General features: G+C 62.1%; 24 protein-coding genes. 6 read left to right on the top strand and 18 right to left on the bottom strand.

The genetic code is table 11. The annotated features are described in order from the left end of the window. Nucleotides 1–101: 101 nt before the first annotated feature. From mnhG to mbhE, 7 genes are read right to left on the bottom strand one after another with little or no spacing between them, the layout of a single operon-like run. Entirely contained in the window at nt 102–455 is a 354-nt protein-coding gene (gene mnhG, locus ACSQ2A_RS02065; protein ID WP_295410847.1) for a monovalent cation/H(+) antiporter subunit G, read from the bottom strand. Next, the gene (locus ACSQ2A_RS02060) at nt 452–763 is read right to left on the bottom strand and encodes a cation:proton antiporter (RefSeq protein WP_436070874.1); all 312 of its coding nucleotides are present in this window, start codon (nt 761–763) and stop codon (nt 452–454) included. Before ACSQ2A_RS02060 ends, mnhG begins: the two co-directional genes overlap by 4 nt. Then, nucleotides 760–1,239 carry a Na+/H+ antiporter subunit E gene (locus ACSQ2A_RS02055; RefSeq protein WP_436070873.1) on the bottom strand — a complete coding sequence of 160 codons (480 nt, stop codon included), beginning with the start codon at nt 1,237–1,239 and terminating at the stop codon, nt 760–762. The genes ACSQ2A_RS02060 and ACSQ2A_RS02055 overlap by 4 nt, the downstream gene beginning before the upstream one ends. Further along, the gene (locus ACSQ2A_RS02050) at nt 1,236–2,813 is read right to left on the bottom strand and encodes a proton-conducting transporter transmembrane domain-containing protein (protein ID WP_436070872.1); all 1,578 of its coding nucleotides are present in this window, start codon (nt 2,811–2,813) and stop codon (nt 1,236–1,238) included. The genes ACSQ2A_RS02055 and ACSQ2A_RS02050 overlap by 4 nt, the downstream gene beginning before the upstream one ends. A gap of 2 nt (nt 2,814–2,815) precedes the next feature. Then, the gene (locus ACSQ2A_RS02045) at nt 2,816–3,193 is read right to left on the bottom strand and encodes a Na+/H+ antiporter subunit C (RefSeq protein WP_436070871.1); all 378 of its coding nucleotides are present in this window, start codon (nt 3,191–3,193) and stop codon (nt 2,816–2,818) included. Next, complete coding sequence (locus ACSQ2A_RS02040) at nt 3,193–3,618, bottom strand: MnhB domain-containing protein (protein WP_436070870.1); 426 nt, start codon at nt 3,616–3,618, stop codon at nt 3,193–3,195. Before ACSQ2A_RS02040 ends, ACSQ2A_RS02045 begins: the two co-directional genes overlap by 1 nt. Further along, the gene (mbhE, locus tag ACSQ2A_RS02035; RefSeq protein ID WP_436070869.1) at nt 3,615–5,975 is read right to left on the bottom strand and encodes a hydrogen gas-evolving membrane-bound hydrogenase subunit E; all 2,361 of its coding nucleotides are present in this window, start codon (nt 5,973–5,975) and stop codon (nt 3,615–3,617) included. Before mbhE ends, ACSQ2A_RS02040 begins: the two co-directional genes overlap by 4 nt. 229 nt (nt 5,976–6,204) lie before the next feature. On the opposite strand from mbhE, the gene ACSQ2A_RS02030 reads away from it, so the two are divergent. From ACSQ2A_RS02030 to ACSQ2A_RS02020, 3 genes are all read left to right on the top strand, one after another. Continuing rightward, a complete protein-coding gene (locus ACSQ2A_RS02030) occupies nt 6,205–8,286 on the top strand; it encodes a S9 family peptidase (RefSeq protein ID WP_436070868.1) in 2,082 nt (693 codons plus the stop codon). Nucleotides 8,287–8,386: 100 nt separating this feature from the next. Further along, the gene (locus ACSQ2A_RS02025) at nt 8,387–8,995 is read left to right on the top strand and encodes a superoxide dismutase (RefSeq protein WP_436070867.1); all 609 of its coding nucleotides are present in this window, start codon (nt 8,387–8,389) and stop codon (nt 8,993–8,995) included. Between the two features lie 173 nt (nt 8,996–9,168). Next, a complete protein-coding gene (locus tag ACSQ2A_RS02020; protein WP_295410831.1) occupies nt 9,169–9,723 on the top strand; it encodes a response regulator in 555 nt (184 codons plus the stop codon). 144 nt (nt 9,724–9,867) lie between these two features. On the opposite strand, the gene ACSQ2A_RS02015 is transcribed toward ACSQ2A_RS02020, so the two are convergent. Next, nucleotides 9,868–10,410 carry a hypothetical protein gene (locus tag ACSQ2A_RS02015; protein WP_436070866.1) on the bottom strand — a complete coding sequence of 181 codons (543 nt, stop codon included), beginning with the start codon at nt 10,408–10,410 and terminating at the stop codon, nt 9,868–9,870. Then, nucleotides 10,407–11,903 carry a helicase HerA-like domain-containing protein gene (locus tag ACSQ2A_RS02010; protein ID WP_436070865.1) on the bottom strand — a complete coding sequence of 499 codons (1,497 nt, stop codon included), beginning with the start codon at nt 11,901–11,903 and terminating at the stop codon, nt 10,407–10,409. Before ACSQ2A_RS02010 ends, ACSQ2A_RS02015 begins: the two co-directional genes overlap by 4 nt. A 107-nt stretch (nt 11,904–12,010) precedes the next feature. Between ACSQ2A_RS02010 and ACSQ2A_RS02005 the strand changes: the two genes are divergently transcribed. Continuing rightward, on the top strand, nt 12,011–13,294 hold the full coding sequence (locus ACSQ2A_RS02005; RefSeq protein WP_436070864.1) for a TIGR03808 family TAT-translocated repetitive protein: 1,284 nt from the start codon (nt 12,011–12,013) through the stop codon (nt 13,292–13,294). 140 nt (nt 13,295–13,434) lie between these two features. On the opposite strand, the gene ACSQ2A_RS02000 is transcribed toward ACSQ2A_RS02005, so the two are convergent. The 4 genes from ACSQ2A_RS02000 to ACSQ2A_RS01985 all read right to left on the bottom strand — a co-directional run bounded on the left by ACSQ2A_RS02000 (nt 13,435) and on the right by ACSQ2A_RS01985 (nt 15,987). Then, nucleotides 13,435–14,433, bottom strand: a complete 999-nt coding sequence (locus ACSQ2A_RS02000; protein WP_436070863.1) for an asparaginase — start codon at nt 14,431–14,433, stop codon at nt 13,435–13,437. A 119-nt stretch (nt 14,434–14,552) separates the two neighbouring features. Further along, nucleotides 14,553–14,891, bottom strand: a complete 339-nt coding sequence (locus tag ACSQ2A_RS01995; RefSeq protein WP_295410821.1) for an SH3 domain-containing protein — start codon at nt 14,889–14,891, stop codon at nt 14,553–14,555. Nucleotides 14,892–14,996: 105 nt separating this feature from the next. Further along, nucleotides 14,997–15,422, bottom strand: a complete 426-nt coding sequence (locus tag ACSQ2A_RS01990) for a hypothetical protein (RefSeq protein ID WP_436070862.1) — start codon at nt 15,420–15,422, stop codon at nt 14,997–14,999. A 130-nt stretch (nt 15,423–15,552) separates the two neighbouring features. After that, nucleotides 15,553–15,987, bottom strand: coding sequence for a hypothetical protein (locus ACSQ2A_RS01985; RefSeq protein ID WP_295410817.1), 435 nt, complete (start codon nt 15,985–15,987; stop codon nt 15,553–15,555). Nucleotides 15,988–16,222: 235 nt separating this feature from the next. Here ACSQ2A_RS01985 and ACSQ2A_RS01980 point away from each other — a divergent pair, with 235 nt between their 5' ends. Both ACSQ2A_RS01980 and ACSQ2A_RS01975 read left to right on the top strand, forming a co-directional pair. Then, on the top strand, nt 16,223–17,086 hold the full coding sequence (locus tag ACSQ2A_RS01980; protein ID WP_295410815.1) for an NAD-dependent epimerase/dehydratase family protein: 864 nt from the start codon (nt 16,223–16,225) through the stop codon (nt 17,084–17,086). Nucleotides 17,087–17,179: 93 nt separating this feature from the next. Next, entirely contained in the window at nt 17,180–18,451 is a 1,272-nt protein-coding gene (locus ACSQ2A_RS01975; protein ID WP_436070861.1) for a DUF3422 family protein, read from the top strand. A gap of 32 nt (nt 18,452–18,483) precedes the next feature. Here the strand turns inward: ACSQ2A_RS01975 and rhaM are convergent, their stop codons facing one another. The 5 genes from rhaM to rhaS form a co-directional block, all read right to left on the bottom strand. Further along, nucleotides 18,484–18,816 carry an L-rhamnose mutarotase gene (rhaM, locus tag ACSQ2A_RS01970; RefSeq protein WP_295410811.1) on the bottom strand — a complete coding sequence of 111 codons (333 nt, stop codon included), beginning with the start codon at nt 18,814–18,816 and terminating at the stop codon, nt 18,484–18,486. After that, the gene (locus ACSQ2A_RS01965) at nt 18,813–19,814 is read right to left on the bottom strand and encodes an ABC transporter permease (RefSeq protein ID WP_436070860.1); all 1,002 of its coding nucleotides are present in this window, start codon (nt 19,812–19,814) and stop codon (nt 18,813–18,815) included. Before ACSQ2A_RS01965 ends, rhaM begins: the two co-directional genes overlap by 4 nt. After that, complete coding sequence (locus ACSQ2A_RS01960; RefSeq protein ID WP_436070859.1) at nt 19,811–20,788, bottom strand: ABC transporter permease; 978 nt, start codon at nt 20,786–20,788, stop codon at nt 19,811–19,813. The genes ACSQ2A_RS01965 and ACSQ2A_RS01960 overlap by 4 nt, the downstream gene beginning before the upstream one ends. Then, complete coding sequence (locus ACSQ2A_RS01955) at nt 20,785–22,290, bottom strand: sugar ABC transporter ATP-binding protein (RefSeq protein WP_436070858.1); 1,506 nt, start codon at nt 22,288–22,290, stop codon at nt 20,785–20,787. Before ACSQ2A_RS01955 ends, ACSQ2A_RS01960 begins: the two co-directional genes overlap by 4 nt. Before the next feature lie 166 nt (nt 22,291–22,456). After that, nucleotides 22,457–23,443, bottom strand: coding sequence for a rhamnose ABC transporter substrate-binding protein (gene rhaS, locus ACSQ2A_RS01950; RefSeq protein WP_295409630.1), 987 nt, complete (start codon nt 23,441–23,443; stop codon nt 22,457–22,459). Nucleotide 23,444 lies beyond the last annotated feature (1 nt).

Genomic DNA, 23,444 nt, shown 5'->3' with positions numbered 1-23,444 from the left:
GGCAGCAACAGGGGCAGTCACGGCCTTGCTGCATTCCTAAGTCTGTTTACTGCCGCAGGCAACTGCCGCTAATCCAATTAATTGGATGCATTACCGATTATTCATGATCCAGAACTTTGTTCCAATCGTGTCTTCAGATCGTCACGCAGCGTACTTTCCCCAGCATGATAACCCGCAATATAACTAGCGCGGGCAAGGAGATGCGCAGACACGGGCGTAGTCAAAAGCACGAAAATCACACCGATAACTGCGCGCAAAACCACTGCAGCATCCATGCTGACCATGGCGACGGCGAGCAGAACCAATCCACCGCCAACAGCGCCTGCCTTGGAGGCGGCATGCATCCGCGTGTAGAGATCAGGCAAGCGGACGACACCGACGGCGGCGAGAAGCGTGAAAATCGCCCCCAGAATCAGCAGCACGCCTCCAAGGCAGAGTGCGATATCGCCGATCATGATTGCGCCTCCATTGCGGTGGCATCGGTCTTGAGGCCCCGCCGCAAAATATAGCGAGCGAGGGCCACGGTCGCGAGAAAGCCCAGCAGCGCCAGGGCAATGGCAATGTCGAGATAGAGCATCAGCCCGGTGCGCACCGCGATGGCGCCGATAAAACCCATGGCGACCACGGTCATCAGGTCCAGCGCCAGCACGCGGTCGGGCAAAGTCGGGCCGATGACGATGCGGATGATGGAAACAAGCAGGGCGCCCCCCAAGAGAATCAGGGCGATCAGGCTCGACAGATCGACAAAGGCAGCTGCACTCACTGGAACACCTCCTTGATCTTTGCTTCAAAGCCATTGGCGATACCGGCGATCAGGGCCGTGTCGCTCTCCATGGCGAGGACGTGGACATAGAGCACCGAACGATCCTCGGCCACGTCCACGGTCAGCGTGCCGGGCGTCAGCGTGATCATATTGGCAAGGAGCGTGATTTCGGCGTCAGACTTGACCGTCAGTGGCACCGCCACAATGGCCGGCTTCAGGGCCGATTTGAGATTGGGGTGCAGCACGATCAGCGCCACATTGATGGCGCTGATCATCAGTTCATAGAGAAAGAGCCCGATCAGCGACAGAACCCTGCCCGCCCTGCCTAACGCACCTTGCTGGCGGATCGAATAGCGCAGGATCAGCAGAGCCCCGCCCCCGACAAGGCCGCCGAAGAGCAGGTTCAGGCCGGAAAAATTGCCGGTTATGCCGGCCCAGCCAAGGGCCAGAATGACCACAAGAAAAGCACCGCTCATGGTTCAACTCCTGCCAGACCAACCGCCTCGACATAGCGACTGGGGTCGACAATATCGGCCGCGGCCCGTTGCCCCACCTCGATCAGCGGATTGGGCCAGAGCCCTATCAGCACCACGCCCAGCACCAGCACGCTGACCGCGCCGAAGGCCAACCGCATGCGTGGCGTCGGCGCGACCAGCGCCATCGGCTCACCCGAAGCCGGTAGGCCCTCGGGCCCATTGCGCCAGAATATATGGGACCAGAGCCGCGTCCCGGCGATCAGGGTCAGGACGGCATTGATCACCAATGCGACGACCATTGCACTACCCACCCAGCCCAATTCGGCATCGACCACGCCCGCTTCGAGCAACAGCAATTTGGGCCAGAAACCGAGGAAGGGCGGCACGCCCGCAACGGCCAGAATAAGCACGAAGAACAGGATCGAAAGCGGCGCACTGGCGGCATAGAGCCCGCCCATCTGCCGCGTGTCGCTGGCTCCAGTCCGTGCCTCAACCAGCCCCACGACCATGTAAAGCGCCGTCATGGCGAGGATGGCGTGGAAAATGTAAATGCCCGCCCCGGCAATGCCGATGACATTGGGCAGCGACAGGCCGGCCAGGATCGCCCCGATGCCACCAATGACGAAAAAGCCCACTGCCCGGCGCAGATGCGTTTCGGCGATAGCGCCAAGCGGCGCGATAACCAGCGTCGCAATCGCCAGCACGGCAAGAACCGGTTCCAGCACATCGCGGCTGTCAGGCAGGATAGCCACGAGCGAGCGCAAGAGAGCGTAGGCGCCAACCTTGGTAAGGAGGCCCGCAAACAGCGCCGAAACCGCCGGCGTCGGCGTGTGATAGGAGGCCGGCAGCCAGGCATTGACCGGAAAAGCCGCCGCCTTCATGCCAAAGGCAAGCAGCAGCAGCGCCGCGATCCCTGTCATGGCGGCCCGATTGGCTTCGGGCGCCACGCGCATGATATCGGCCATGTTGAGCGTGCCAAGCAGGCCATAGGTCAGGCCAAGCGCCAAGAGGAACAGCGTCGTTGCGAGGAAATTGAGGAAACCATATTTCACCGCGCCATCGAGCTGCAGCGGGCTGCCACCCGACACGATCAGCCCAAACGAGGCGATCAGCATGACCTCGAACCAGACGTAGAGATTGAAGAGATCGCCGGTCAGGAACGATCCGGTGACGCCCGCCAAAAGCAGCAGGACCATGGAATGAAAGCCATCCCGGCCGTCATTCCCCTCCCGGTCGATTTCGGCATAGAGCACGACCACCAGCGTCACAACCGACGCCGCCAGTGCAAAGGCCGCGCCGAAGAGATCGGCCGTCAGGCTGATACCGAAAGGCGGCAGCCACTTGCCCATAGTCATGCTGAGCGGCCCTTCGCTCACCACGCGCAGCAGCAGGCTGATCTCGCAGGCAATGATGGCGACAATGACAAGCACAGCGCCCAGCACCGGCAGATTATTGCTGCGCCGCACGACCAGTAGCGCCGCCGCGCCCAAGAGTGCCAGCACGATGGGCAGCACCAGCACCCAGTCGGCAGCGAGAGTTGCAGTTTCGATCATGGCCTGAGGCAATTCGGTCATGGTCAGTAGCTCAACGGCGGCTGGGGCGCATTTTCCGGCTCGGCCAGGCGCATGGTGTCGGTGTTATCAGCATCGAGGCTTTTGTAGGCGCGGAAGGCCAGCACCAACAAGAAGCTGAACATGGAAAAGCCGATGACGATGGCCGTGAGGATCAGTGCCTGCGGCAGCGGATTGGCGATTGGGCCCGCCGGCGTATCGAGCCCCGCCGGCACGATAGGCGCGACTTCGCGCGTCACCCGCCCCGCCGTGAAGATCAGCAGGTTGACGCCATTGCCCAGCACCGTCATGCCGATCAGCATCCGGATCACCGAGCGCGATAGCAGCAGATAGATGCCGAGCGAAACGAAGACCCCCACCAGGGCGGCAAGGACATAATCCATCACAGGTCCTCCTCGTGATCGCTCTCAAGCGCCAGAGCAATGGCCGAGAGCGTGCCGAAGACGACGAAATAGACCCCGATATCAAAGAACATCGGCGTCGAGAGCGGCACCGTGGTGTCGCCCAGCTCCAGGTATAGCCAGATCGAGGTCATGAAGGGCGCGTGGATGAAAAGGCTCAGCAGCCCCGAAAAACCGGCCAGCAACACACCAAAACCAGCAATGGCCAGTGGATCCACCTTCAGCGCCCGCCGCACTGCCGGCACGCCAGAAGCCATGCCGAAAACGGCAATGGAGGCCGCGGCGATCAGCCCGCCAATGAAGCCGCCGCCCGGCTCATTATGGCCGCGCAGGCAAACATAGACGGAAAAGACCAGCATGGTCGCAACGATCAGCGGCGCCGCCGTGCGGAAAATGACGGTGTTCATGGCCCTGCACCCTCCGCTCTCTTCCGGCGCCGCAGCAGCGCCAGAATGGCAATGCCCGCACCCATGACCACCGAGATTTCGCCCAGCGTATCAAAGCCGCGATAGTCGACGAGAATGACGTTGACGATATTGGCGCCATGGGCGATCGGCACGCTGGTCGCGGTAAAGAAATCCGAGAGCCGCGTATCGAGCGTTCCCGTCAGCACCAGCATGAGCAGCAGGCTCACCCCGGCGCCGCAGACCACGGCCAGCGTGCCGTCGCGCGCCCAATCCTCAAACGGCCGGTGATCCCTGGCGTCGAGCCGAAGATTGGTCATGACGATAGTCAGGATCACCACCGAGAGCACTTCCACCATGAGCTGGGTGAAGGCCAGGTCCGGCGCACCGAAGAGCAGGAAGATCAGCGCCAAAGCCGTGCCCTGAATGCCGAGCGAGAGAATGGCGATGAGCCGGCTCTGCGCAATCAGCACCGCCAAAAGCCCCAGCACCGCCAACAGCACCACGCCCCATTCGTAGGGACGGAGTTCGGGCAGAACCAGGCGCTTGGACCAGTCGCCCAGTTCGGCCGTCGGCACGATCCAGTCAAAGCCCCCCAGCGCCAGCATGGGCCAGAACAGCGCCACAGCCAGCGCGACGAAGACCACTACGAGGTAGAATTCCAGCTTGCCGTGATGCAGCGCCCGCGTCACCGTCGCGGCAAAGCGGATAAGGCCGAACATGACGGCATCGAAAACCGTATCCGCGCTCCAGCCCAGACCAGCACTCAGGCGCCGCAAGACGGTGCGGATCGCATGAGCCTGCCGGAACACCACAATGCCGAGCAACCAGGTCAGTGCCGACAGCCAGATCAGGGGACTCGCCAGATCAAGTGCGAGCTTGAGATGCGGCTCGACCGCATGCCCCAGAATGGCCGTCGCGCCCGGCGCCAGCACGTCATGGCCCAGCCAATCGGGCAAAAGACCAGCCACCACCCCCGCGCCGCCCAGGAGGATGGGCCCTGCCAGCATGGCAACCGGGGCTTCATGCGCTGACTTCGGCGTCGGCAGCGCGTCGCCGAGAAACGGCCGTATCATCACGATCAGCGCCACGCCCGCCAGGAGGGCATTGCCGATGACCAGCACAGCCAGCACGACAAGCATCAACCAGTCGCCACCGACCAGCGCCAGGTACATTTCTTCCTTGGCGAAATAGCCCACGGTCAGCGGCAGGCCCACCATGGACAGCGCCGCCAGCGCCGCCCCGATGAAGGTTACCGGCATCTTGTCGGCCAGCCCGCCAAGCGCCGTGATGTCGCGCGTCCCCGCCTCGTGGTCGACCGCGCCGGCCACCATGAAAAGCCCCGCCTTGTAGCAGGCATGCGCCACGAAATAGACCAGCATGGCCGCAATCGCCGCCTCGCTGCCAAGCCCGATCAGCAGCACGAGCAAGCCCAGCGAGGCAATCGTCGTCTGCGCCAGGATCTGCTTGAGATCGGTCTCCTTGAGCGCGCCCAGCGCGCCCCAGATCAGCGTCACGCCGCCAAACGCGACCAGCAGACCAGTCCAGACTGTTGTCCCGCCCAAAACCGGCGTCATGCGCGCCAGAAGATACACACCGGCCTGCACCATGGTCGCCGAGTGCAAGAAGGCCGAAACCGGCGTTGGTGCCTCCATGGCATTGGGCAGCCAGAAATGCAGCGGAAACTGCGCCGACTTGCTGAAGGCTGCACCGATGAACAGCGCCAGCACCAGCCCGTAAAGCACCGAGTCTTTCAGCACGCCCTCAAGCCCGCGCAATTCGCTGAGCAGCCAGGTCCCGGACAGATTCTGGGCAGTGATGGCGCCAACCAGCAGGCACATGCCGCCAATATTGGTGATCACCAGCGCCTGGATCGCGCCACGTCGCGCCGCCTGCCGATTGTGGTCAAAGCCGATCAGCAGGAAGGAGGTGATCGACGTCGCCTCCCAGAACATGAAAAGCGCCAGCATATTGTCGGCCAGCACCAGGCCCAGCATCGAGCCCATGAAGGCCAGGAGATAGGCCAGAAACCGCCCCTGGTGCGGATGCCCCTTCAGATAGGCTCCGGAATAGAGCACGATCAGCGCGCCGATGCTGGCAATGGTCAGCGCAAAGACCAGGCTCAGCCCATCAAGGAAAAACGCCAGCGTCAGCCCATAGGACGGCACCCAGTCGATGGCGGCGGCAATCGTCCCGCCCGCAATGACCGGCTCGGCCAGCCTGATCAGCAGCATGACAATGCCGGCAGGCACGATGGCCAAAATCCACGCGGAATAGCTGCCGGCAAGACGATGAATAAACGGCGCCAGAATTGCCGCAAGGAACGGCGCCAAGGCCACGAGGGCAATACTTGCGTCCAAGGACAGCCCCACTCAGCCCCTCCCCAGTGTGCCAGTCGATCTTCGGTTTCGTGACAGAACCTTAACCATGGCGCCCCCGAGGACAAGCCAAATCGGACCGAGGCTGTCGATAGTTGCGGATATCTGCAAAGGCTTCGGGGGTCTGGCAATCGCGCGCCGCGCGGCCTATGTCCTTGTGACCCATTTTGCGGCCGTAAAACTCCGCACCTTCAGAAACTGCGGAAAGACGATGAGCCAAGCAACTCCTCCCAAAGCCAAGCGCGTGCCCCATAGCCACACCCATCACGGCGTGACCCGTGAAGACCCCTGGGCGTGGCTGCGCGCGGAAAACTGGCAGGAGGTGATGCAGAGCCCGGAAACGCTCGACAACGAAATCCGGGCCTATCTCGACGCGGAAAACACCTATTACGAAGACCAGTTCGGCAAGCCGACTGCCGAGTTGCAGGACAAGATCTACAAGGAAATACGCGGCCGCATCAAAGAGGACGACTCTGGCGTCCCCTCGCCCGATGGTCCCTGGGCCTATAATTCGCGCATGCTCGAGGGCAAGCAGTACCCGCAGGTCGTCCGCACTCCGCGCAAGGGTGGCACCGAAGCCGTACTGCTCGACTGCAATGTGGAAGCGGGCGAGGACTATTTCGGCTTTGCCGGCGCCGATCACGACATGAGCCACCGCTATCTCGCCTGGGCCGCCGACCGCGCCGGCTCGGAATATTACGACATCGTCGTGCGCGATCTCGAAACCGGCGTCGATAGCCCCGAAATCATCAAGGACACGGCCGGTTCCTATGTCTGGTCCAATGACTCCAGCGCCATCTACTACACCGAGTATGACGACAACCACCGCCCCTATCGCGTGCGCCGCCACGATATCGGCACCGAGCAATCCGCCGATCCGATCATCTATGAAGAGAGCGACCCCGGCTTTTTCGTCGGCGTGGGCAAGACGCAGAACGACAAGTTCATCATCATCGACGCGCACGATCACCAGACCTCGGAAGTCTATTTGATCGACGCCGAAAAGGGCGGCGAACCCCGCGTGGTCTCCCCCCGCCTCACCGACCGCGAATACGACGTCGAGGAGCGCGACGGCCTTCTCTATATCCGCACCAATGCCGATGGCGCCGAGGACTACAAGGTCGTCACCGCCCCGCTCGACAATCCCGGTGCCGAAAACTGGACCGACCTCATCCCCCACCGCCCCGGCGTGCTGGTGCTCGATACCATTGTCATCAAGAACCATCTCCTGCGCCTCGAACGCCAGGATGGATTGCCGCGCATCGTCGTTCGCGACCTGAGCACCGGCAAGGAAGACACGGTGCGTTTCGAGGAAGAGGCTTACGCGCTGGGGATGTCGGTCGGCTACGAATTCGACACCACCGTCTTCCGTCTCTCCTATTCCTCGCCGACAACGCCAAACCAGGTTTTCGACGTCGATCTCGCAACCGGCGCTCGCACCCTTCTAAAAACGCAGGAGGTCCCCTCCGGCCACGATCCCGCGCAATACGAAACCCACCGCATCTTCGCCAAGGCCGCCGATGGCGCCGAAGTGCCCGTCACGCTGCTCTACAAGAAGGGCACCAAGCTCGACGGCTCCAACCCGGCCTTGCTCTACGGCTATGGCGCCTATGGCATGTCCATGCCGGCCAGCTTCTCGGTTTCGGTCCTGTCCCTCGTCGATCGCGGCTTCGTCTATGCCATCGCCCATATCCGCGGCGGCATGGACAAGGGCTATGCCTGGTACAAGAACGGCCGTCGCGAATTCAAGACCAACACTTTTTCTGACTTCATCGCCGCCGGTGAGGCGCTGATATCGGGTGGTTACACGCAAAAAGGCAAAATCGTCGCCCAGGGCGGTTCGGCCGGCGGCATGCTGATGGGCGCCATCGCCAATCTTCGCCCCGATCTCTGGGCCGGCGTCATCGCCCAGGTACCCTTCGTCGACGTGCTCAACACCATGCTCGACGACACATTGCCGCTCACCCCGCCCGAGTGGCCCGAATGGGGCAATCCCATCACCTCGGCCGAGGACTATGCCCGCATCGCAGCCTATGCGCCGTATGAAGCGGTGTCGGCGCAAAACTATCCGCCGATCTTCGCCCTTGCCGGTCTCACCGATCCGCGCGTCACCTATTGGGAGCCGGCCAAGTGGGTCGCAAAACTCCGGGCAACCGCGACAGGGGATGCGCCATTGTATCTCAAGACCAATATGGGGGCCGGCCACGGCGGGGCCTCGGGTCGCTTCGATCGCCTCAAGGAAACAGCCCAGTGCTACGCCTTTGCAATAAAGTCAGCAGGATTAGACGGTTAGTTTCTCCTGCGTCATTGTTGCGCCAAGCCAATCTGCCTATACCTTCTCACCAGTTCCGGTTTTGACCGAGCGTCATCCCTTTCCAGAAACGGAGGCTACCATGTCCACCAAGTTTACCCTGCCGCCCCTGCCCTATGCTTACGACGCACTGGGCCCCTACATGTCGAAAGAGACGCTTGAGTTCCACCACGACAAGCACCACCAGGCTTACGTCACCAATGGCGAAAAGCTGCTGGAAGGTTCGGGCCTCGAAATCCTGCCGCTCGAAGACATCGTCAAGGAAAGCTTCGGCAAGAATGCTGGCCTGTTCAACAATGCCGGCCAGCACTACAACCACGTCCACTTCTGGAACTGGATGAAGCCCAATGGCGGCGGCAACAAGCTCCCCGCCAAGCTGCAGGCTGCCGTTGATTCCGACCTCGGTGGTTTTGACAAGCTGCGCGCCGATTTCATCGCTGCCGGCACCACCCAGTTCGGTTCGGGCTGGGCCTGGGTCTCGGTCAAGAACGGCAAGCTCGAAATCTCCAAGACCGCCAATGGCGAATCGCCGCTGGTCTATGGCGGCAAGCCGATCCTCGGCGTCGACGTGTGGGAGCACTCCTATTACATCGACTACCGCAATGCCCGCCCGAAGTACCTCGAAGCCTGGTTCGATAACCTGGTGAACTGGGAACACGTCGAGCTGCTGTTCGAAGAAGCCACCGCGTAATTTTTCGCTGACGCGAAACGCTAGACCAAGCCCGCCGGTGCAAAGCGCCGGCGGGTTTCGTTTTGCCCGGTGGGATTAACTTTTCCCAAGATTATCCGCGACTTGGTGGAATCCCCAGCTTCAAACATCCGCGAACCCATGTTAACGCTCTATTTACCACAAGGGGGGATGCGTTGACGTCACGGCCGAAAACGGTCGCCATTCTGGCGGCCAATCCTGCGCTTACGTCTGTGCTGACCATGGTTTTGGCCGGTGATACGCGCCTGCGCGTGCGCCCCTTTGAGAGCGAAGCCGAGCTCTTCGCCTATATGCGAATCGCTCCTCTCGACATGCTGGTCGTCGATTTCGATCGTGAGGGCCGCCCGGCCTATGAAATGGTCGAAGCCATCCGCCTCGACCCGCGCTTCGTCAGCCGCGAACTGCCCGTCATCGCCCTCACCCGCAGCATCACTCCGCCGATGCGCCATCAGGCGATCAGCGCTGGCATTGATGAAGTGCTGGTAAAACCCATGTCGCCGCGCCACCTGCTGCAGCGCGTGCAAGCCCGCCTGATCAATCGCAGCGTCGTCGGCCTTCTGGGCTCGGGCTATCGCGGCCCCGAACGCCGCGATCGCGTGCCTCTCTCCAAGCCACAACCGCACCCGACGCGCCGCGCCACCGACAATGTCGTGCCGCTCTTCCCCGACCGCCGCAAGCCCATGCACCCGGGGCTGGAACCGCTGGCTTAGGCCACGCCACAGCCTAACATGGTCCTTCTGACTCCATCGTCATTGCCGGGCTTGTCCCGGCAATCCATCTCGCCTCGGCTGGGGACCACCGGGACAAGCCCAGTGGTGACGACCGCGGATGGATTTCGCCTCCGCTGCAGAAACCTACCGCTTCTGCTCCAGCACCCAGCTAACCTTGTTCCAAAGGTCCTCGACCGAATCCGCAAACTGCACATTCCGGTCATAGCCCGCCACCGAATGCGACAGCACGTCACCGGCAAAACCCTTCACCACCTCGAAGGCCCGGTGGCGATTGAGCATGACGACGGGCTTGGCCTGCCCCTGCCTGGACGCCCAGCTCCCGAACAAGGCCGACGTCGAAGCCAACGAACCCGGCAGCGCCACCAGCACCTGCGCCTCCTCGGCAAACAGGGCATGGCGCGCGCCACGATCCTCTACGACACGCACCGGAACACCCGAAAGCGTCGGCGGCAAAGCCGCATCGGCATCGGCCAGAACTGACACGGTTCCGCCCGCCGTCTTTGCCGCGGTCATCAGCGGCAGCGGTCCCGTACCATTTTCCCATAGGCAAAGAAGCTGCGCGCCGCGGCGGGCAAAAAGCGTCCCCGTCTGGCTCATCAGGCTCGCCCGTTCCGGATCACCCGGCCCCTTGTCCGAGGCGAAAATGCCGATAACCGCCATGCTCATCGACCCTTCATGCTGCCCAGGATGCCGCGCACGATGGCATTGCCCAGCTTGTTGGCCACGGTCCGCGCAAAGGAATTCATCGCCGCCTCGGCAGGCGTCTGCCGGGTCGATGTGCGGCGTGGCTGGCTCGCGCGTTCTTCGCGGGCCTGCCGCTCGGCGGCGACGCGGTCTGCCTCGTCATACTTGGCCCGCTCCTCGGCCAATTGCCGATCGCGCGTCCGGCGCTCCAGAATTTCAAAGGCCGATTCACGATCGCTAACGCTGTCATAGAGCCCGCCCACCGGCGAGTTGGCCATGGTCGCATCGCGCTCGGCCGGATTGAGCGGCCCCACTTGTGCGGAAGGCGGCCGGATCAGCGTGCGGCCGACCATGGACGGAATGCCCTTGTCCTCCAGCACCGAAACCAGCGCTTCACCGATCCCCAATTGGGTGATGACCTCTTCGGTCGAAAAATCCGGATTGGGGCGGAAGGTTTCCGCCGCCACTTTGACCGCCTTCTGCTCGCGCGGCGTATAGGCGCGCAAAGCGTGCTGCACGCGGTTGGAAAGCTGCGCCAGCACGGCTTCGGGAATATCGATCGGGTTCTGCGTCACGAAGTAGACGCCGACACCCTTCGAGCGGATCAGCTTTACAACCTGCTCCACCTTGTCGATCAGCGCCTTGGGCGCGTCATCAAACAACAGATGCGCTTCATCGAAGAAGAACACCATTTTCGGTTTGTCGGGATCGCCGACTTCCGGCAGCTGCTCGAAGAGTTCCGAAAGCAGCCAGAGGAGGAAGGTCGAATAGAGCCGCGGCGACTTCATCAGCTGGTCTGCCGCCAGAATCGAGATGAACCCACGACCATCCGTATCGACGCGCATCAGGTCGGCAATTTCCAGCGCCCGTTCGCCAAAGAAGTTGTCTGCGCCCTGCTGTTCCAGCACCAGAAGCGCGCGCTGAATAGCACCAACCGAGGCCGTCGTCACATTGCCATAGCGCGCGGAGACTTCCTTGGAGCGCTCCTGGATGCTGACCAGCATCGAGCGCAGGTCCTTGAGGTCGAGGAGCAGCAGCCCTTCCTCGTCGGCCAGGCGGAAGGCGATGTTGAGCACACCTTCCTGCGTGTCGTTGAGATCGAGGATGCGGCTCAGCAGCACCGGCCCCATTTCGGAAATCGTGGCGCGAACCGGATGGCCCTGCTTGCCGAAAAGATCCCAGAAAACCACCGGGAAGGCGTCATTGATGTAATCGGCAAAGCCGATATCCTCGGCGCGCTTGGTCTGCCATTCCTGGATCGGCTGGCCCTTGGCAACGCCCGAGAGATCGCCCTTGATATCGGCCGCAAAGACCGGCACGCCCGCTGCCGCAAAGCCTTCGGCCAGCGCCTGCAGGGTTACCGTCTTGCCCGTACCCGTGGCGCCAGTCACGAGCCCATGGCGATTGCCATATTTGAGGCTGAGATATTCCGGCCGCGTGCTCGTGCCGAGATAGATCTTGCCGTCCACGAGCATGTAGTCACCTCTTTGGTCTTCTAAAGTCTTGCCCGTTATAGCCAAAGCCGTTCACCACGTCTTTGGGTTTTGCTCGCCCCACGCGCCAAAGCTGGCAGAATGAGACCATGCGCCAGAAAATCCAGATCACCCGTCGTCATGCCCTCGCCGGTCTCGCCGGCCTCGCCGTCGGCCTGCCCGTGGCGGCAAAGGCGCAGACCGCCGACCTCACGCCAGACAGCGATGCCGACCAGAGCGCGGCGCTGCAGGCTGCGCTCGATGGCGCTAGCGGGCGCCTGACCCTGCCCGCCGGCCGCTTTCGCGTCAGCAACATCAATTTCCCGGCCAATCTCGTGGTCGAAGGGGTGCCGGGTGCCACCTGGCTCGTCGCCTCGGGCACCGCCATTGGCGGCTTCCTGCATCAATCCGGCCTCGTCCTCCGCGATATTGGTTTTACCGGCGATAGCGGCAGCGATCCGCTCTTTGGCGTCCAGGCCGCCGAAAATGTCACAATCGAACGCTGCCGTTTTTCCGAAAGCCCCGGCATCGCCCTGTCGCTCTTTGAAAGCAGCGCGACCATTCGCGATTGCGATTTCGAGAACCACGGCGACGCCGCCATCCATTCCCTCGACAGCACCGGTCTCCTCGCCAGCGGCAACACGATCTCCGGCTGCGGCAATGCCGGCATCCGCATCTGGCGCAACGAGGCGGGGCCGGATGGCTCTATCCTCGTCAACAACCGCATCAGCAAGATCGACTGGCGCCAGGGCGGCAATGGCCAGAACGGCAATGGGATCAATGTCTATCTCGCCGACGAAGTCGTCGTCGCCGACAACCACATTTCCGATTGCGCCTTCACCGCCGTGCGCCTCAACACCACGAAAAACTGCCAGGTGACCGGCAACATCTGCCGCACCTGCGGCGAGGTCGCGATCTTCTCCGAGTTCGGCTTTTCCGGCTCGATCATCGCCGACAACGTGGTCGATGGCGCCGCCACCGGCATTTCCATCACCAATCTCGACAGCAACGGGCACCTCGCCGTCTGCTCGGGCAATATCGTGCGGAACATTTCGTCGAAATCTGAAGTGAACCCAGACACAGTCCCCGTCGGCATCTATGTCGAGGCCGAGGTCGCCGTCACCGGCAATGTGGTCGAAAATGTCCCGGGCGTCGCCATCGCCGCCGGTTTCGGCAGTTTTATGCGCTCCGTGGTCATCACCAGCAATGTCGTCTATGCCAGCAATATCGGCATCGGCGTTTCAGTCGCCGAAGGCGCCGGCAAGGTGCTCATCGCCGACAACATGGTGCATGAGCCCAGCGTCGGCGAAATCGTCGGCCTCAAATGGACCGAAGTCGCCGAAACCGACCTCCGCGCCGTCGCCGATCGCTATCCGCACGTCACCATTCGCTAGGGGCAAAGGGTCCCTAGACCCTTCAAAAACACGGTGTCATTCCCGCGAAAGCGGGAATCTCTGTTTCTGTTCAAGGAGATTCCCGCTTTCGCGGGAATGACGCGGTGGAAAGAGAGGCGCAAAGCCGTCCCCTCTCCTACCTACAGCACCGCCCTGACTTCCCCCACCACAGTCTTGCGCACATTCAGCGTCGGCTGCCGCGAGAACTGTTCCAACACCGCGCGCTGCGTCTCATCCGGATCGGCAAATTTCAGCAGCAGCGCCGCGACCATGGCCTGGCTCGCTGCCATATTGCCGTCGTCGCATTTGAGCGCATAGCCCCAGCCCTTGTTGCGAATGGCGCCGCATTGCACGCCTTCCGCCCCACCTTTCTGCATGATGCGGCCGCCAAAGGCCTCCATCACCAGCGTATCAAGATGCCCCGTCCCGGCGACGAGATGCGGATGCTTGGTTGCCGCATCGAACAGCGCCCGCGCGCCGGCCGCATGTCCAGCATCGAGCCCCTGCCCTGTCGCCATGCGCGCAAAACCCTGCGCCCAGGCCCGAATCGGCGCCGCCCAGGTGGGAATGGAACAGCCATCGGTGCCGCAACGATCTTCCGTCAGCCCCTCGCCGATCACCAGCTCCACCGCCGCCCGCACGGCGCGCTGCACGTCGTGCTCGCGTTTCACATAGTCTGTTGTCGGCACGCCCATGGCGAGCGCCACGCTCAACATGCCCGCATGTTTTCCGGAGCAATTGTTATGAAGCGCACTCGGCTCCTCATGCCGCTCCCGCAGCGCCTCGCGCGCCGCCCCATTGGTCGGCTGATGGGCACCACATTCGAGATTGGCCACCGACAGCCCCATGCGGCCAAGAAAGTTGGCAACATTGGTCACGTGGTCGTCCTCACCATGATGGGAGGCACAAGCCAGTGCCAGTTCTTCGCTCGAATGATGAAAGCGCTCGGCCGCATGCCGGTCGAAGATCGCCAGGGCCTGCATGGACTTGACCGCCGAACGCGGAAAAACCGGACGCTCGATGTCGCCCGCTGAAGCGATCACCTGCCCAGTCGCGTCGATCACCACAAAGGCGCCGCGATGGCGGTTTTCCACCCAGTTGCCGCGGACGGCCTCGGCGAGAACGGGATTGGCATCCATGTAAGAAAACTCCGGCCCTGACTGTCCCTGAGGAACAGTGCAGAGCCGGAAAAGTCAACATGCATGGGTAGGAGGTACGCGGTTACTAAAGAGGCGCGCCGGGCAAACGGCGCGAAAGCTCAGATGTCCCAGCCATCGACCAGGGTCAGGTAGCGCGAGTTGACCCAGCCGCGGGTGTTCTGGCGGTCGACAAGGCACCAATCGGCGCTTTTCGGGACGGTGATGCAGCGTTCTACCCAAACCGGAGTGTCGGGTTGGAGAGCGCCGATTTTCTGCGAGTAGCTGGCCGGCCACTTGCGCACGTTCAGTTGGTCCCAATGAGCGACATTGCTGACCCGCGCCAGTTGTTCGACCTGGTAGCCGGCAGCCATGGCAGGCTGCACGGCAAAGCCGGCGGCGGCGGTAACGACAAGGCCACAGAGCGCTGCGACCAGAACCTTTTCCTGTGACTTGTTCATTTCAGTGTCCCTCAGGGCGTTTCATCTTGAAAGCACCTTGCCTGAACCGGCTTGAACTCACCCTGATGGGTGCGTTCAGGCTCGGTTCATCAGCAAGAAATCGGCTCAGCGCGTGTCACGCTGGTAGACATAGAGAATGATGCTGTCATTCCCGCCCTGGCGGAGCGAGACAACGTCGTTCTGGTCGTAGCCCTTGGCCGTCAGGGCGGCCATCAGCGTCGCCGAGTGGGCGATGGGCTGACGCAGGTGATTGACATTGCCTTCGACAAACAACGAGCCGTAGCCATTGCGACCATAGATGGCGAGTTCCTCGCAGACCGGCAGCAGCACGACATCCTGGCCGTGGATAGCGGCGATGTCGGCCTGCTTGACGCTGCGCATATGACCCATCGCAGCAGAGCACTCGGGCGTACTCCCCGAGCTCGTCTCGACGGCCGGGGGGCGCGGCCGCATCACGGCAGCAGTGCTGGGCAGAACGGTGGTTGCAGTGAGGACACCGGCGAGCAGGGTGAGGGTAGCAAATTTCAGCATTTTTGATGATCTCAGGTTTGGGCGGCGGATGCTTGGCATCGGCCGTGACGCTTGGGTTTTGGGTTGGTTTGGATTTGAAAGAGCCGCACCCTCGGGTGCGGCTCGGATACAGTCGGGCAGTCAGGCCCGATCAGTTCATGTCGCGCTGGTGCACGTAAAGGATGATGCTGTCATTGGCGCCGTGACGGAGCGAGACGACATCGTTCTGGTCGTAGCCCTTGGCCGTCAGGGCGGCCATGAGCGTGGCATTGCGGGCAATCGGCACGCGCAGGTGGTTGACGTTGCCGTTGACGAAGAGCGGGCCATAGACGTTCTTGCCGCGCACTGTCAGGTCTTCGCAGACAGGAAGCAGGGCGACACGGTTGCCGTTGATGGCAAGAATGTCGGCCTGCTTGACGCTGCGCATATGACCCATGGCAGCAGAACAATCATATTCCTGGCCGGAACCGGGCTGCGGATAGCGCTGGTTGCTGCCGGGAACGAAAGCAACCTGGGCGAAGCTGGGCAGGACCGAAGCAGCGGTGACGAGGCCGGCGAGAACGGCAAGCGTGGTGATCTTGAGCATTTTGTTTCTCCAGTTTGGTTCGGCATCCGCCCCTCGCGGACCGCCTGATATTTCGATGTCCTTGCATCGAGCGTGGCGGTGTTATGAGCCCTGCCCTTTGAACCCGTGCTGAGAGCCGCATTCATCTCCCGTTAACCGCCGGAAATCGGCCTTCCGCGGTTGGCAGAAGCGTTGTTCGGGCTTAGGCTAGAAGCCGGACAACCACGAAATCAGCGTGGAAAATGAGGAGGTTCGGATGAAAAAGGTGCTGGTGACCGGTGGCAGCGGCAAGCTTGGCCGTGCCGTGCTGCGCGATCTCGTGACCCATGGCTACGATGTGCTCAACATCGACCAGCAGGCGCTTTCCGAACCGATCTGCCGCTCGGTCAGGATCGATCTCACCAATTTCGGCGAGGTCGCATCAGCCATTCTCGGTGGCGTGGATGAGCGCGGCGGCCCCTTCGATGCCGTGGTGCACCTCGCCGCCATTCCCGCGCCGGGCCTTGCCGCCAATGCCAAGACTTTTGCCAACAATGTGACGACGACCTACAACGTCTTCGAGGCTACGCGGCTCGCCAAGATCAAGAACGTCGTCTTCGCCTCGAGCGAAACCGTGCTCGGCCTGCCCTTCGACACGCCCCCGCCCTATGCGCCGGTCGACGAGGAATATTTCCCGCGCCCGGAAAGCGCCTATTCGCTGGGAAAGCTGCTCGACGAAACCATGGCCGCCCAATTCTGCCGCTGGGATCCGGAGCTGCGCATGGTGGCCCTGCGCTTCTCCAACGTCATGTACCCCGAGGACTACGCCGCCTTCCCTAAATTCGACAGCGATCCGCGCAGCCGCAAATGGAATCTTTGGGCCTATATCGACGCCCGCGACGGCGCCCAGGCCGTGCGCCGGTCCATCCAGGCCGATTTCAAGGGTTTTGAAGCCTTCATCATCGCCAATGCCGACTCGGTCATGACCCGGTCCAACATTTCGCTCCTCGCCGAAGTGTTCCCCGACGTGCCGCAGAAGGGCAATATCCCCACCAATGGCACGCTGCTGTCGATCGAGAAGGCAAAGCGCCTCCTCGGCTATTCGCCCCAATACAGCTGGCGCAGCGAGGTGGCCAAGTAGAGCCCTTCGACCAAAGTAGCGTGCGCTAACGTCTCATTGTCAAATCGGGGTGGCGCGCCACCAATGGAGCCAGAAAAGCTCCCAGAGGTACCCATGGCCGCGCCGCTCCCCGTCGACCACCCCTATCGGCAAGCCATCATGGCCGAGGTGCATGCCCGCCCCGTCGAGATCGTGCCCGAAGCCTGCCGCCTGCGCCGCCTTGTCTTCGTCATGCCCGCCATCTCCGGCGCCATGATGCGCGTCTTCCATGCCTTCGAAACGTTCTGCATCGAAGCGGGCCATCCCGTTCCGACGCTTGCCAGCCGCCAATACAGTTTTGAGACGCCGCGCCACCACGTCACCTGGGAATTCCATACCGAATTCGTCACCCTCACCTGGCGCAGCGGCCTCGACGATTGGGAGAACTGGCCCGACGACATCGGCTTTGCCGCGCTCGCCGAGGCTCAACTCATCGGCGCCATGCGGATCGACGTTACGGCCGATGGCACCGTGCCCGACAAGCTGGTGCCCGGCTTCAACCTCCCGAGCCTCTGCCTTGCCGATATCGAGAACGGCAATGGCCAGGTGGCGACCGATTTCGTGCCCGATGCCGACCGCTTCACCCGCTTCGAACTCGCCGCCGGTCGCCTCACCACGCTCCGCCGCTCGATCGTCGTCCGGCGCCTGCTCGAAGTCGAAACCTATCGCACCATGGCCCTTCTCGGCCTGCCGCTGGCGCGCGAAGTCGCGGGCGATCTGCGCAGCATCGAACTCGATCTGACGGCGCTCGTCGAAAGCCTCTCGGCCGCCACGACGCCCGCTGCCGTACAGCAGTCGCTCGGCGCGCTCCACACCATGTCGGTGCGCTCGGGCCAGCTGTCGGAACGCCTCGGCTATCGTTTCGCCGCCGGCCAGGCCTACGGCGAAATCCTGCGCATGCGCCTCGCCAACCTGCGCGAAAACTCGACTGCCCGCGGCTCGACGCTGACGCACTATATCGGCAATCGCGTCGATCCAGGCCTTGCCACCTGCGCCGCGATGGAAAAGCGCCTCGCCGTCGTATCGGACAAGATCGAACGCGCCATTGGCCTCCTCGATGTGCGGATCGGGGTCGACATGCAGGTGCAGAACGCCGCCGTGCTCGACAGCATCGCGCAGACGGCGCGCAGCCAGTTCCTGCTGCAGCGGACGGTGGAGGGTCTCTCAACCATCGCCATCAGCTACTATCTCCTCGGCATCCTGAGCTATCTGCTCGCCGGGCCTTTGGAAGAACTGCATTGGGAAAAGACGATGACGCTGTCGATCGCAGCGCCCTTCGTGGTCCTCGCGGTCTGGCTCATGGCCCGCGCCGTACGCCGGGCGCATACGCCAGCAGGGATGCACTAAAGCGGAAAAGGCCCCTATCGGGGGCCTTTCCTTCACTTCATCCAGAACACCGGCAGCAGGTCCACCGAGATCGGCTCGTTCTTCTCATTGGTCGCCATGATGTCGGCCATATGGGCCCACCAGCGCTTCATGACGTCCGTGTTCGGCAGATCACCCATCGTGTGATCCTTGCGGCGCCAGAGCACGCCGAACAGCGTGTTGGTCTCTTCGTCGAGGTGAATGGAATAGTCCTTCACCCCGGCGTCGTGCAGCAGATCGACTAGCTCGGGAAAAATCTCGTCATGACGCTTCTTGTATTCGGCCGTCATGCCGGGATTGAGATGCATCTTGAAGGCGTGCTTTTCGTAGCCGTCGTCGGTGATCATGCTTTTCTTTGCCTCCACATGCGGAACAGGATCGGCAGCGCGATCACGACGATCAGCAGCGAACCGATGAAGATCGACATCACGATCCCAGGCACGTTGAGCAGGCCCAGCCCGAAGGTCACAAGACCCATTATCAGTGCGGCCAGCACGACGCCTATGATAGTGCCGGAGCCGCCAAGGATCGACACGCCGCCCAGAACCACCATGGTCACCGCTTCAAGCTCAAAGCCCTCGGCGATCGACGGGCGGGTCGAACCCAGACGCGCCGTCAACAGCACCGCGGCGATGCCGCTCATCAACCCGGTCAGGCAGAACAGCACGAACTTGATGCGATCGACGCGCACACCCGAGAAGCGCGCAGCGGTCGCATTATTGCCGATGGCAAAGACGCGGCGACCGAAATTGGTGTGGTGCAGCACGACATAGAAGATCAGCGCGCAGACGAGGAACAGCACCAGTTCGAACGAGATCACCCAGAACACGTAGCCCTGGCCGAACCACGAAAAGCTCGCGGGATAGCCCTTAAAGCTCTGGTCGCCGAGGACGATATAGGCAATGCCGCGGAAGAGGCTCATCGTACCGATGGTGACGACGATCGAGGGCAGTTTTAGCCCTGTGATGAGGAAGCCGTTGAAGGCACCGCAGAGCACACCGACACCGATCCCCACCGCCACAAGCACAGGCGTATCCGCCCCGGCCTGCAATGCCAGACCCATCATCGTCGAAGCCAGTGCAATAATTGACGCCACCGACAGATCGATTTCACCAGTGATGATGACCAGCGCCATTGCCAGTGCGATCAGCGCCTTTTCTGTGAAGTTGAACGTCATATCGCTCAGGCTCCACTCATTGAGGAAGTAGGGCGAGGCGAAGGAATTGGCGATGAAGATGGCCAGGGCCACGAGAACCAGCAGGCTCTCCCAGCTCAGGACGGCGGATTTGACGGGATTGTCGAGCCGATCGGGAAGATGGCGGCCGGTTGCGGTCGTATCGGTCATGCGGCTTCTGCCTTCTTCAAGATAATGCGGCCCTTGGTCCGTTCGCTGCGGCCATTGAGCACCACGGCGATCAGGATGGCGGCGCCGGAGATGGCCATCTGCCAGAAGGGCGAAACGCCGATCACCGGCAGGGCATTGTTGACGACGCCGAGGAACAGCGCGCCGAGCAACGCCCCCGCCACGGTACCGATGCCACCGGCAATCGACACGCCGCCAATGACGCAAGCAGCAACGATGGTCAGTTCATAGCCCCCGGCGACTTCCACCGATGCAATCACATAGCGCGAAATCCAGAGATAGCCGCAGAGCCCGGCAATGGCGCCCGCCAGAACGAAGGCCAGGAACTTTGTGCGGCCCACATTGATGCCGGTATAGACGGCGGCAGTCGGATTGACGCCGATGGCGTAGAACGCGCGGCCAGCTGCGGTGCGCGTCATCAGGAGATAGACGAGCGTTGCAACAACAATGGCGAACCAGCTCAGGATCGGCAGGCCAATGAAGGTGCCGCGCTGAAGCTGGATGAACTCCTGGCTCATCTGCGCCGCATTGACCCATGCGCCGCCCGAAATGACAAAGACCAGCCCACGGAAAATGGTCAGCGTGCCGAGCGTCACGACGATCGGCGGAATATCGAGCTTCCAGACGAGAATGCCATTGAAGGCACCCAGTGCCGAGCCGATCACCACCGAGCCGGCAATCAGCAGCGGGATCGGCACGCCAGGCGCCGCCGCATTGATCATGGCGACGATCATGCCGGTCAGCGCCAGGTTAGACGCCATCGAAAGGTCGATGGAGCGCGTCAGGATGACGGCCATCTGGCCCAGCGCCAGCATCATCAAAATGGACGTGTCGTTGAAAATCGTCAGCAGGTTGACCGGCTGCGAGAAGCGCGGGAAGCGCAGCGTCACCAGCACGATGACGGCCAGAATGCCCAGCGCCAGCCAGAGTTCGCGGGTTTTCAGAAGCCGGTTCATGCCGCCTTCTCCTTGGCAATACCAGCCGCCAGACGCACCAGCGTCTCGGGCTGCAGATTCTTGTTTTCGAGGGTCTCGATGATGTGCCCTTCGCGCATGACGACCACGCGGTCACTCATGCCGAGGATTTCCGGCAGTTCCGACGAGACCATGATGACGCTCAGGCCCTGGGACACGAGCTCGCCCATGAATTCATGCACCGCCGCTTTCGAGCCGATGTCGATGCCCTTGGTCGGCTCATCGAGGATGATGACCTTGGGCAGCGTCGCCAGCCACTTGGCGATGACAACCTTCTGCTGGTTGCCACCCGACAGGGTCGACACGTTCTGGCTGAGCGAAGAAGCGCGCAGATCCAAACGCTCGGTATAGGTCCGCGCCAGCTTGAACTCTTCCGCCATGCGGATAAAGCCCTTGGCGCTGGTCTTGTCGATGCTCGGCAGCGACACGTTCTTGAAGATCGGCTCGCCGGTAATGACACCCTGCTTGCCGCGCTCTTCCGGCACATAGACAATGCCCGCCTCGACGGCATCCGCTGCAGATTTCGGCGTGATCGTCTTGCCATCGAGCACCATCGTGCCCGAAGCAATCTGCGTCATGCCGAACACCGCCTGCATGACCTCGGAGCGCCCGGCGCCAACAAGACCGTAAAAGCCCAGGATCTCGCCCTTGCGGACCTCGAAGGAAATATCCTCGAATTCGGTCGGGTGGCTCAGCCCCGTCACCTTAAGCACGGTCTCGCCAATCGTGGCGGTGCGTGCGGGGAAGATGTGGTCAACGGAACGACCGACCATGAGCTTGACGATCTCGTTCTCCGGGGTCTCCTTGATGAAACCCTTGCCCACCATTTCGCCATCGCGGAACACGGTGAAGCGGTCGCAGATGCGGTAGATTTCGTCGAACTTGTGCGAGATGAAGAGGATAGCCTTGCCCTCTGCCTTGAGGAGCTCGACGAGCACATAAAGCTCCTCGATTTCCTTCTGGCTCAACGCGGCGGTCGGCTCGTCCATGATCACGACCTGCGCATCGACACTCAGCGCCCGGGCCACAGCCACGAGGTGCTTCTTGGCGATGCCCAGTTCCTTGAGCGGCGTGCTGGCGTCGATCCCGGCAGCCATGGAATCGAGCGTCTTCTGCGCCTCGTTCTTCATGGTCTTCCAGTCGATCATGCCGAAGCGATTGCGCGGCGCATGTCCGAGATAGATATTCTCGGCCACCGAAAGCTCGTCGAACAGAACCGTTTCCTGGTGGATGGCGGTGATGCCGGCATGGGTCGCCGAAATCGCCGTCGGCAGGGTCACGACCTGCCCTTTGACGCGAATTTCGCCTTCGTCGGGCTGGTAGATGCCGGTCATGGTTTTGACCAGCGTCGACTTGCCCGCGCCGTTCTCGCCGATCAGCGCCGTAACCTGTCCGGGAAAGAGTTCGAGCGACACATTGTGCAGCGCTCTTACGCCGGGAAAGCTCTTGGATATGCCCGTCAGGGTCAGGATGGGTTCTGTCATTTTTTGGTCCTTCACCGCGGGGACATTCGCGGTCCTTCACCACGTCATTCCCGCGAAAGCGGGAATCTCCCTGGCTCAAGAGAGATTCCCGCTTTCGCGGGAATGACGCCGTGGTTTGGCAATCAGTCCGGCGCTTGTGGCGCCGGACTTTTGAGCTCTCAAGACCTCAGTAGATCTTGGAGAATTCTTCGATGTTGCTCTTGTCGAACTGGAACGGGGCAGCCATGGCAGCCGCGTTGTTGTCGTCGAGGGTCACTTCGCCGACCTTGCCGATCGAGAAGGTCGCGCCCGGGGCAGCTTCCTGGCCGTCAACGAGAGCCTTGGCGAGGTAGACGGCCGAGTAGCCGAGGTCGATCGGGTTCCACAGAGCCACGGCCTGCGAAGCACCATTGTCGATGAACTGCTTGAACTCGGACGGCAGAGCCAGACCCGTGACATTGACCTTGCCGATCAGGTTCTGGTCGGTCACGACCTGGGCCGCAGCAACGACGCCGACGGTGGTCGGAGCGATGATGGCCTTAAGGTTCGGATAGGCAGCGATCAGGCCGCGGGCTTCTTCGGTCGACTTCACCGAGTCGTCGTCACCGTAAACGGTGGCGACAAGGTTGATATTCGGGAACTTTTCCGGAATGACAGCCTTGGCGGCTTCGATCCAGGCGTTCTGGTTGGTCGCGGTGGAAGCGGCCGAGAGAATGGCAACGTCGCCGCCTTCGGGCAGGTAGTCGGCAGCCAGCTTGATGATGGTTTCACCGATCAGGCCGATGTCAGACGGGTTGAGGTGGATCTGGCGGCCTTCGGGAGCAACGCCCGAGTCCCACGAGATCACCTTGATGCCGCGCTGCTGGGCGCGCTGCAGAACCGGCACGAGAGCGTCCGGGTCATTGGCCGAGATGGCGATGGCGTCGACCTGCTGAGCGATCAGCGAGTTGACGACTTCGATCTGGGCTTCGGCGGTTGCCGCGGTCGGGCCGGTATAGATCAGCTCGATGTCGCCGATTTCCTTGGCAGCTTCTTCAGCACCCTTGGCAGCGGCGTCGAAGAAGCCGTTGCCGAGCGATTTCACGACCAGCGCGATGCGGGTCTGAGCATAGGCCGGCACGGCGAGGAGAATGGCGGCAGCAGCCGTCGCGGCCATCAGTTTGAACAGTTTCATA

Origin of the sequence: Devosia sp. LjRoot3 (assembly GCF_964252865.1) — a bacterium.
Classification (GTDB): domain Bacteria; phylum Pseudomonadota; class Alphaproteobacteria; order Rhizobiales; family Devosiaceae; genus Devosia.
The sequence above is the reverse complement of the archived record's forward strand: the minus strand, read 5'-3'. Positions and strand labels throughout refer to the sequence as shown.

Coding starts and splice junctions, on each gene's coding strand:
- mnhG (WP_295410847.1), bottom strand. CDS start 455: ATGATCGGCGATATCGCACTCTGCCTTGGAGGCGTGCTGCTGATTCTG.
- ACSQ2A_RS02055 (WP_436070873.1), bottom strand. CDS start 1,239: ATGAGCGGTGCTTTTCTTGTGGTCATTCTGGCCCTTGGCTGGGCCGGC.
- ACSQ2A_RS02050 (WP_436070872.1), bottom strand. CDS start 2,813: ATGACCGAATTGCCTCAGGCCATGATCGAAACTGCAACTCTCGCTGCC.
- ACSQ2A_RS02045 (WP_436070871.1), bottom strand. CDS start 3,193: ATGGATTATGTCCTTGCCGCCCTGGTGGGGGTCTTCGTTTCGCTCGGC.
- ACSQ2A_RS02040 (WP_436070870.1), bottom strand. CDS start 3,618: ATGAACACCGTCATTTTCCGCACGGCGGCGCCGCTGATCGTTGCGACC.
- ACSQ2A_RS02030 (WP_436070868.1), top strand. CDS start 6,205: ATGAGCCAAGCAACTCCTCCCAAAGCCAAGCGCGTGCCCCATAGCCAC.
- ACSQ2A_RS02025 (WP_436070867.1), top strand. CDS start 8,387: ATGTCCACCAAGTTTACCCTGCCGCCCCTGCCCTATGCTTACGACGCA.
- ACSQ2A_RS02015 (WP_436070866.1), bottom strand. CDS start 10,410: ATGAGCATGGCGGTTATCGGCATTTTCGCCTCGGACAAGGGGCCGGGT.
- ACSQ2A_RS02010 (WP_436070865.1), bottom strand. CDS start 11,903: ATGCTCGTGGACGGCAAGATCTATCTCGGCACGAGCACGCGGCCGGAA.
- ACSQ2A_RS02005 (WP_436070864.1), top strand. CDS start 12,011: ATGCGCCAGAAAATCCAGATCACCCGTCGTCATGCCCTCGCCGGTCTC.
- ACSQ2A_RS02000 (WP_436070863.1), bottom strand. CDS start 14,433: ATGGATGCCAATCCCGTTCTCGCCGAGGCCGTCCGCGGCAACTGGGTG.
- ACSQ2A_RS01995 (WP_295410821.1), bottom strand. CDS start 14,891: ATGAACAAGTCACAGGAAAAGGTTCTGGTCGCAGCGCTCTGTGGCCTT.
- ACSQ2A_RS01990 (WP_436070862.1), bottom strand. CDS start 15,422: ATGCTGAAATTTGCTACCCTCACCCTGCTCGCCGGTGTCCTCACTGCA.
- ACSQ2A_RS01985 (WP_295410817.1), bottom strand. CDS start 15,987: ATGCTCAAGATCACCACGCTTGCCGTTCTCGCCGGCCTCGTCACCGCT.
- ACSQ2A_RS01980 (WP_295410815.1), top strand. CDS start 16,223: ATGAAAAAGGTGCTGGTGACCGGTGGCAGCGGCAAGCTTGGCCGTGCC.
- ACSQ2A_RS01975 (WP_436070861.1), top strand. CDS start 17,180: ATGGCCGCGCCGCTCCCCGTCGACCACCCCTATCGGCAAGCCATCATG.
- rhaM (WP_295410811.1), bottom strand. CDS start 18,816: ATGATCACCGACGACGGCTACGAAAAGCACGCCTTCAAGATGCATCTC.
- ACSQ2A_RS01965 (WP_436070860.1), bottom strand. CDS start 19,814: ATGACCGATACGACCGCAACCGGCCGCCATCTTCCCGATCGGCTCGAC.
- ACSQ2A_RS01960 (WP_436070859.1), bottom strand. CDS start 20,788: ATGAACCGGCTTCTGAAAACCCGCGAACTCTGGCTGGCGCTGGGCATT.
- ACSQ2A_RS01955 (WP_436070858.1), bottom strand. CDS start 22,290: ATGACAGAACCCATCCTGACCCTGACGGGCATATCCAAGAGCTTTCCC.
- rhaS (WP_295409630.1), bottom strand. CDS start 23,443: ATGAAACTGTTCAAACTGATGGCCGCGACGGCTGCTGCCGCCATTCTC.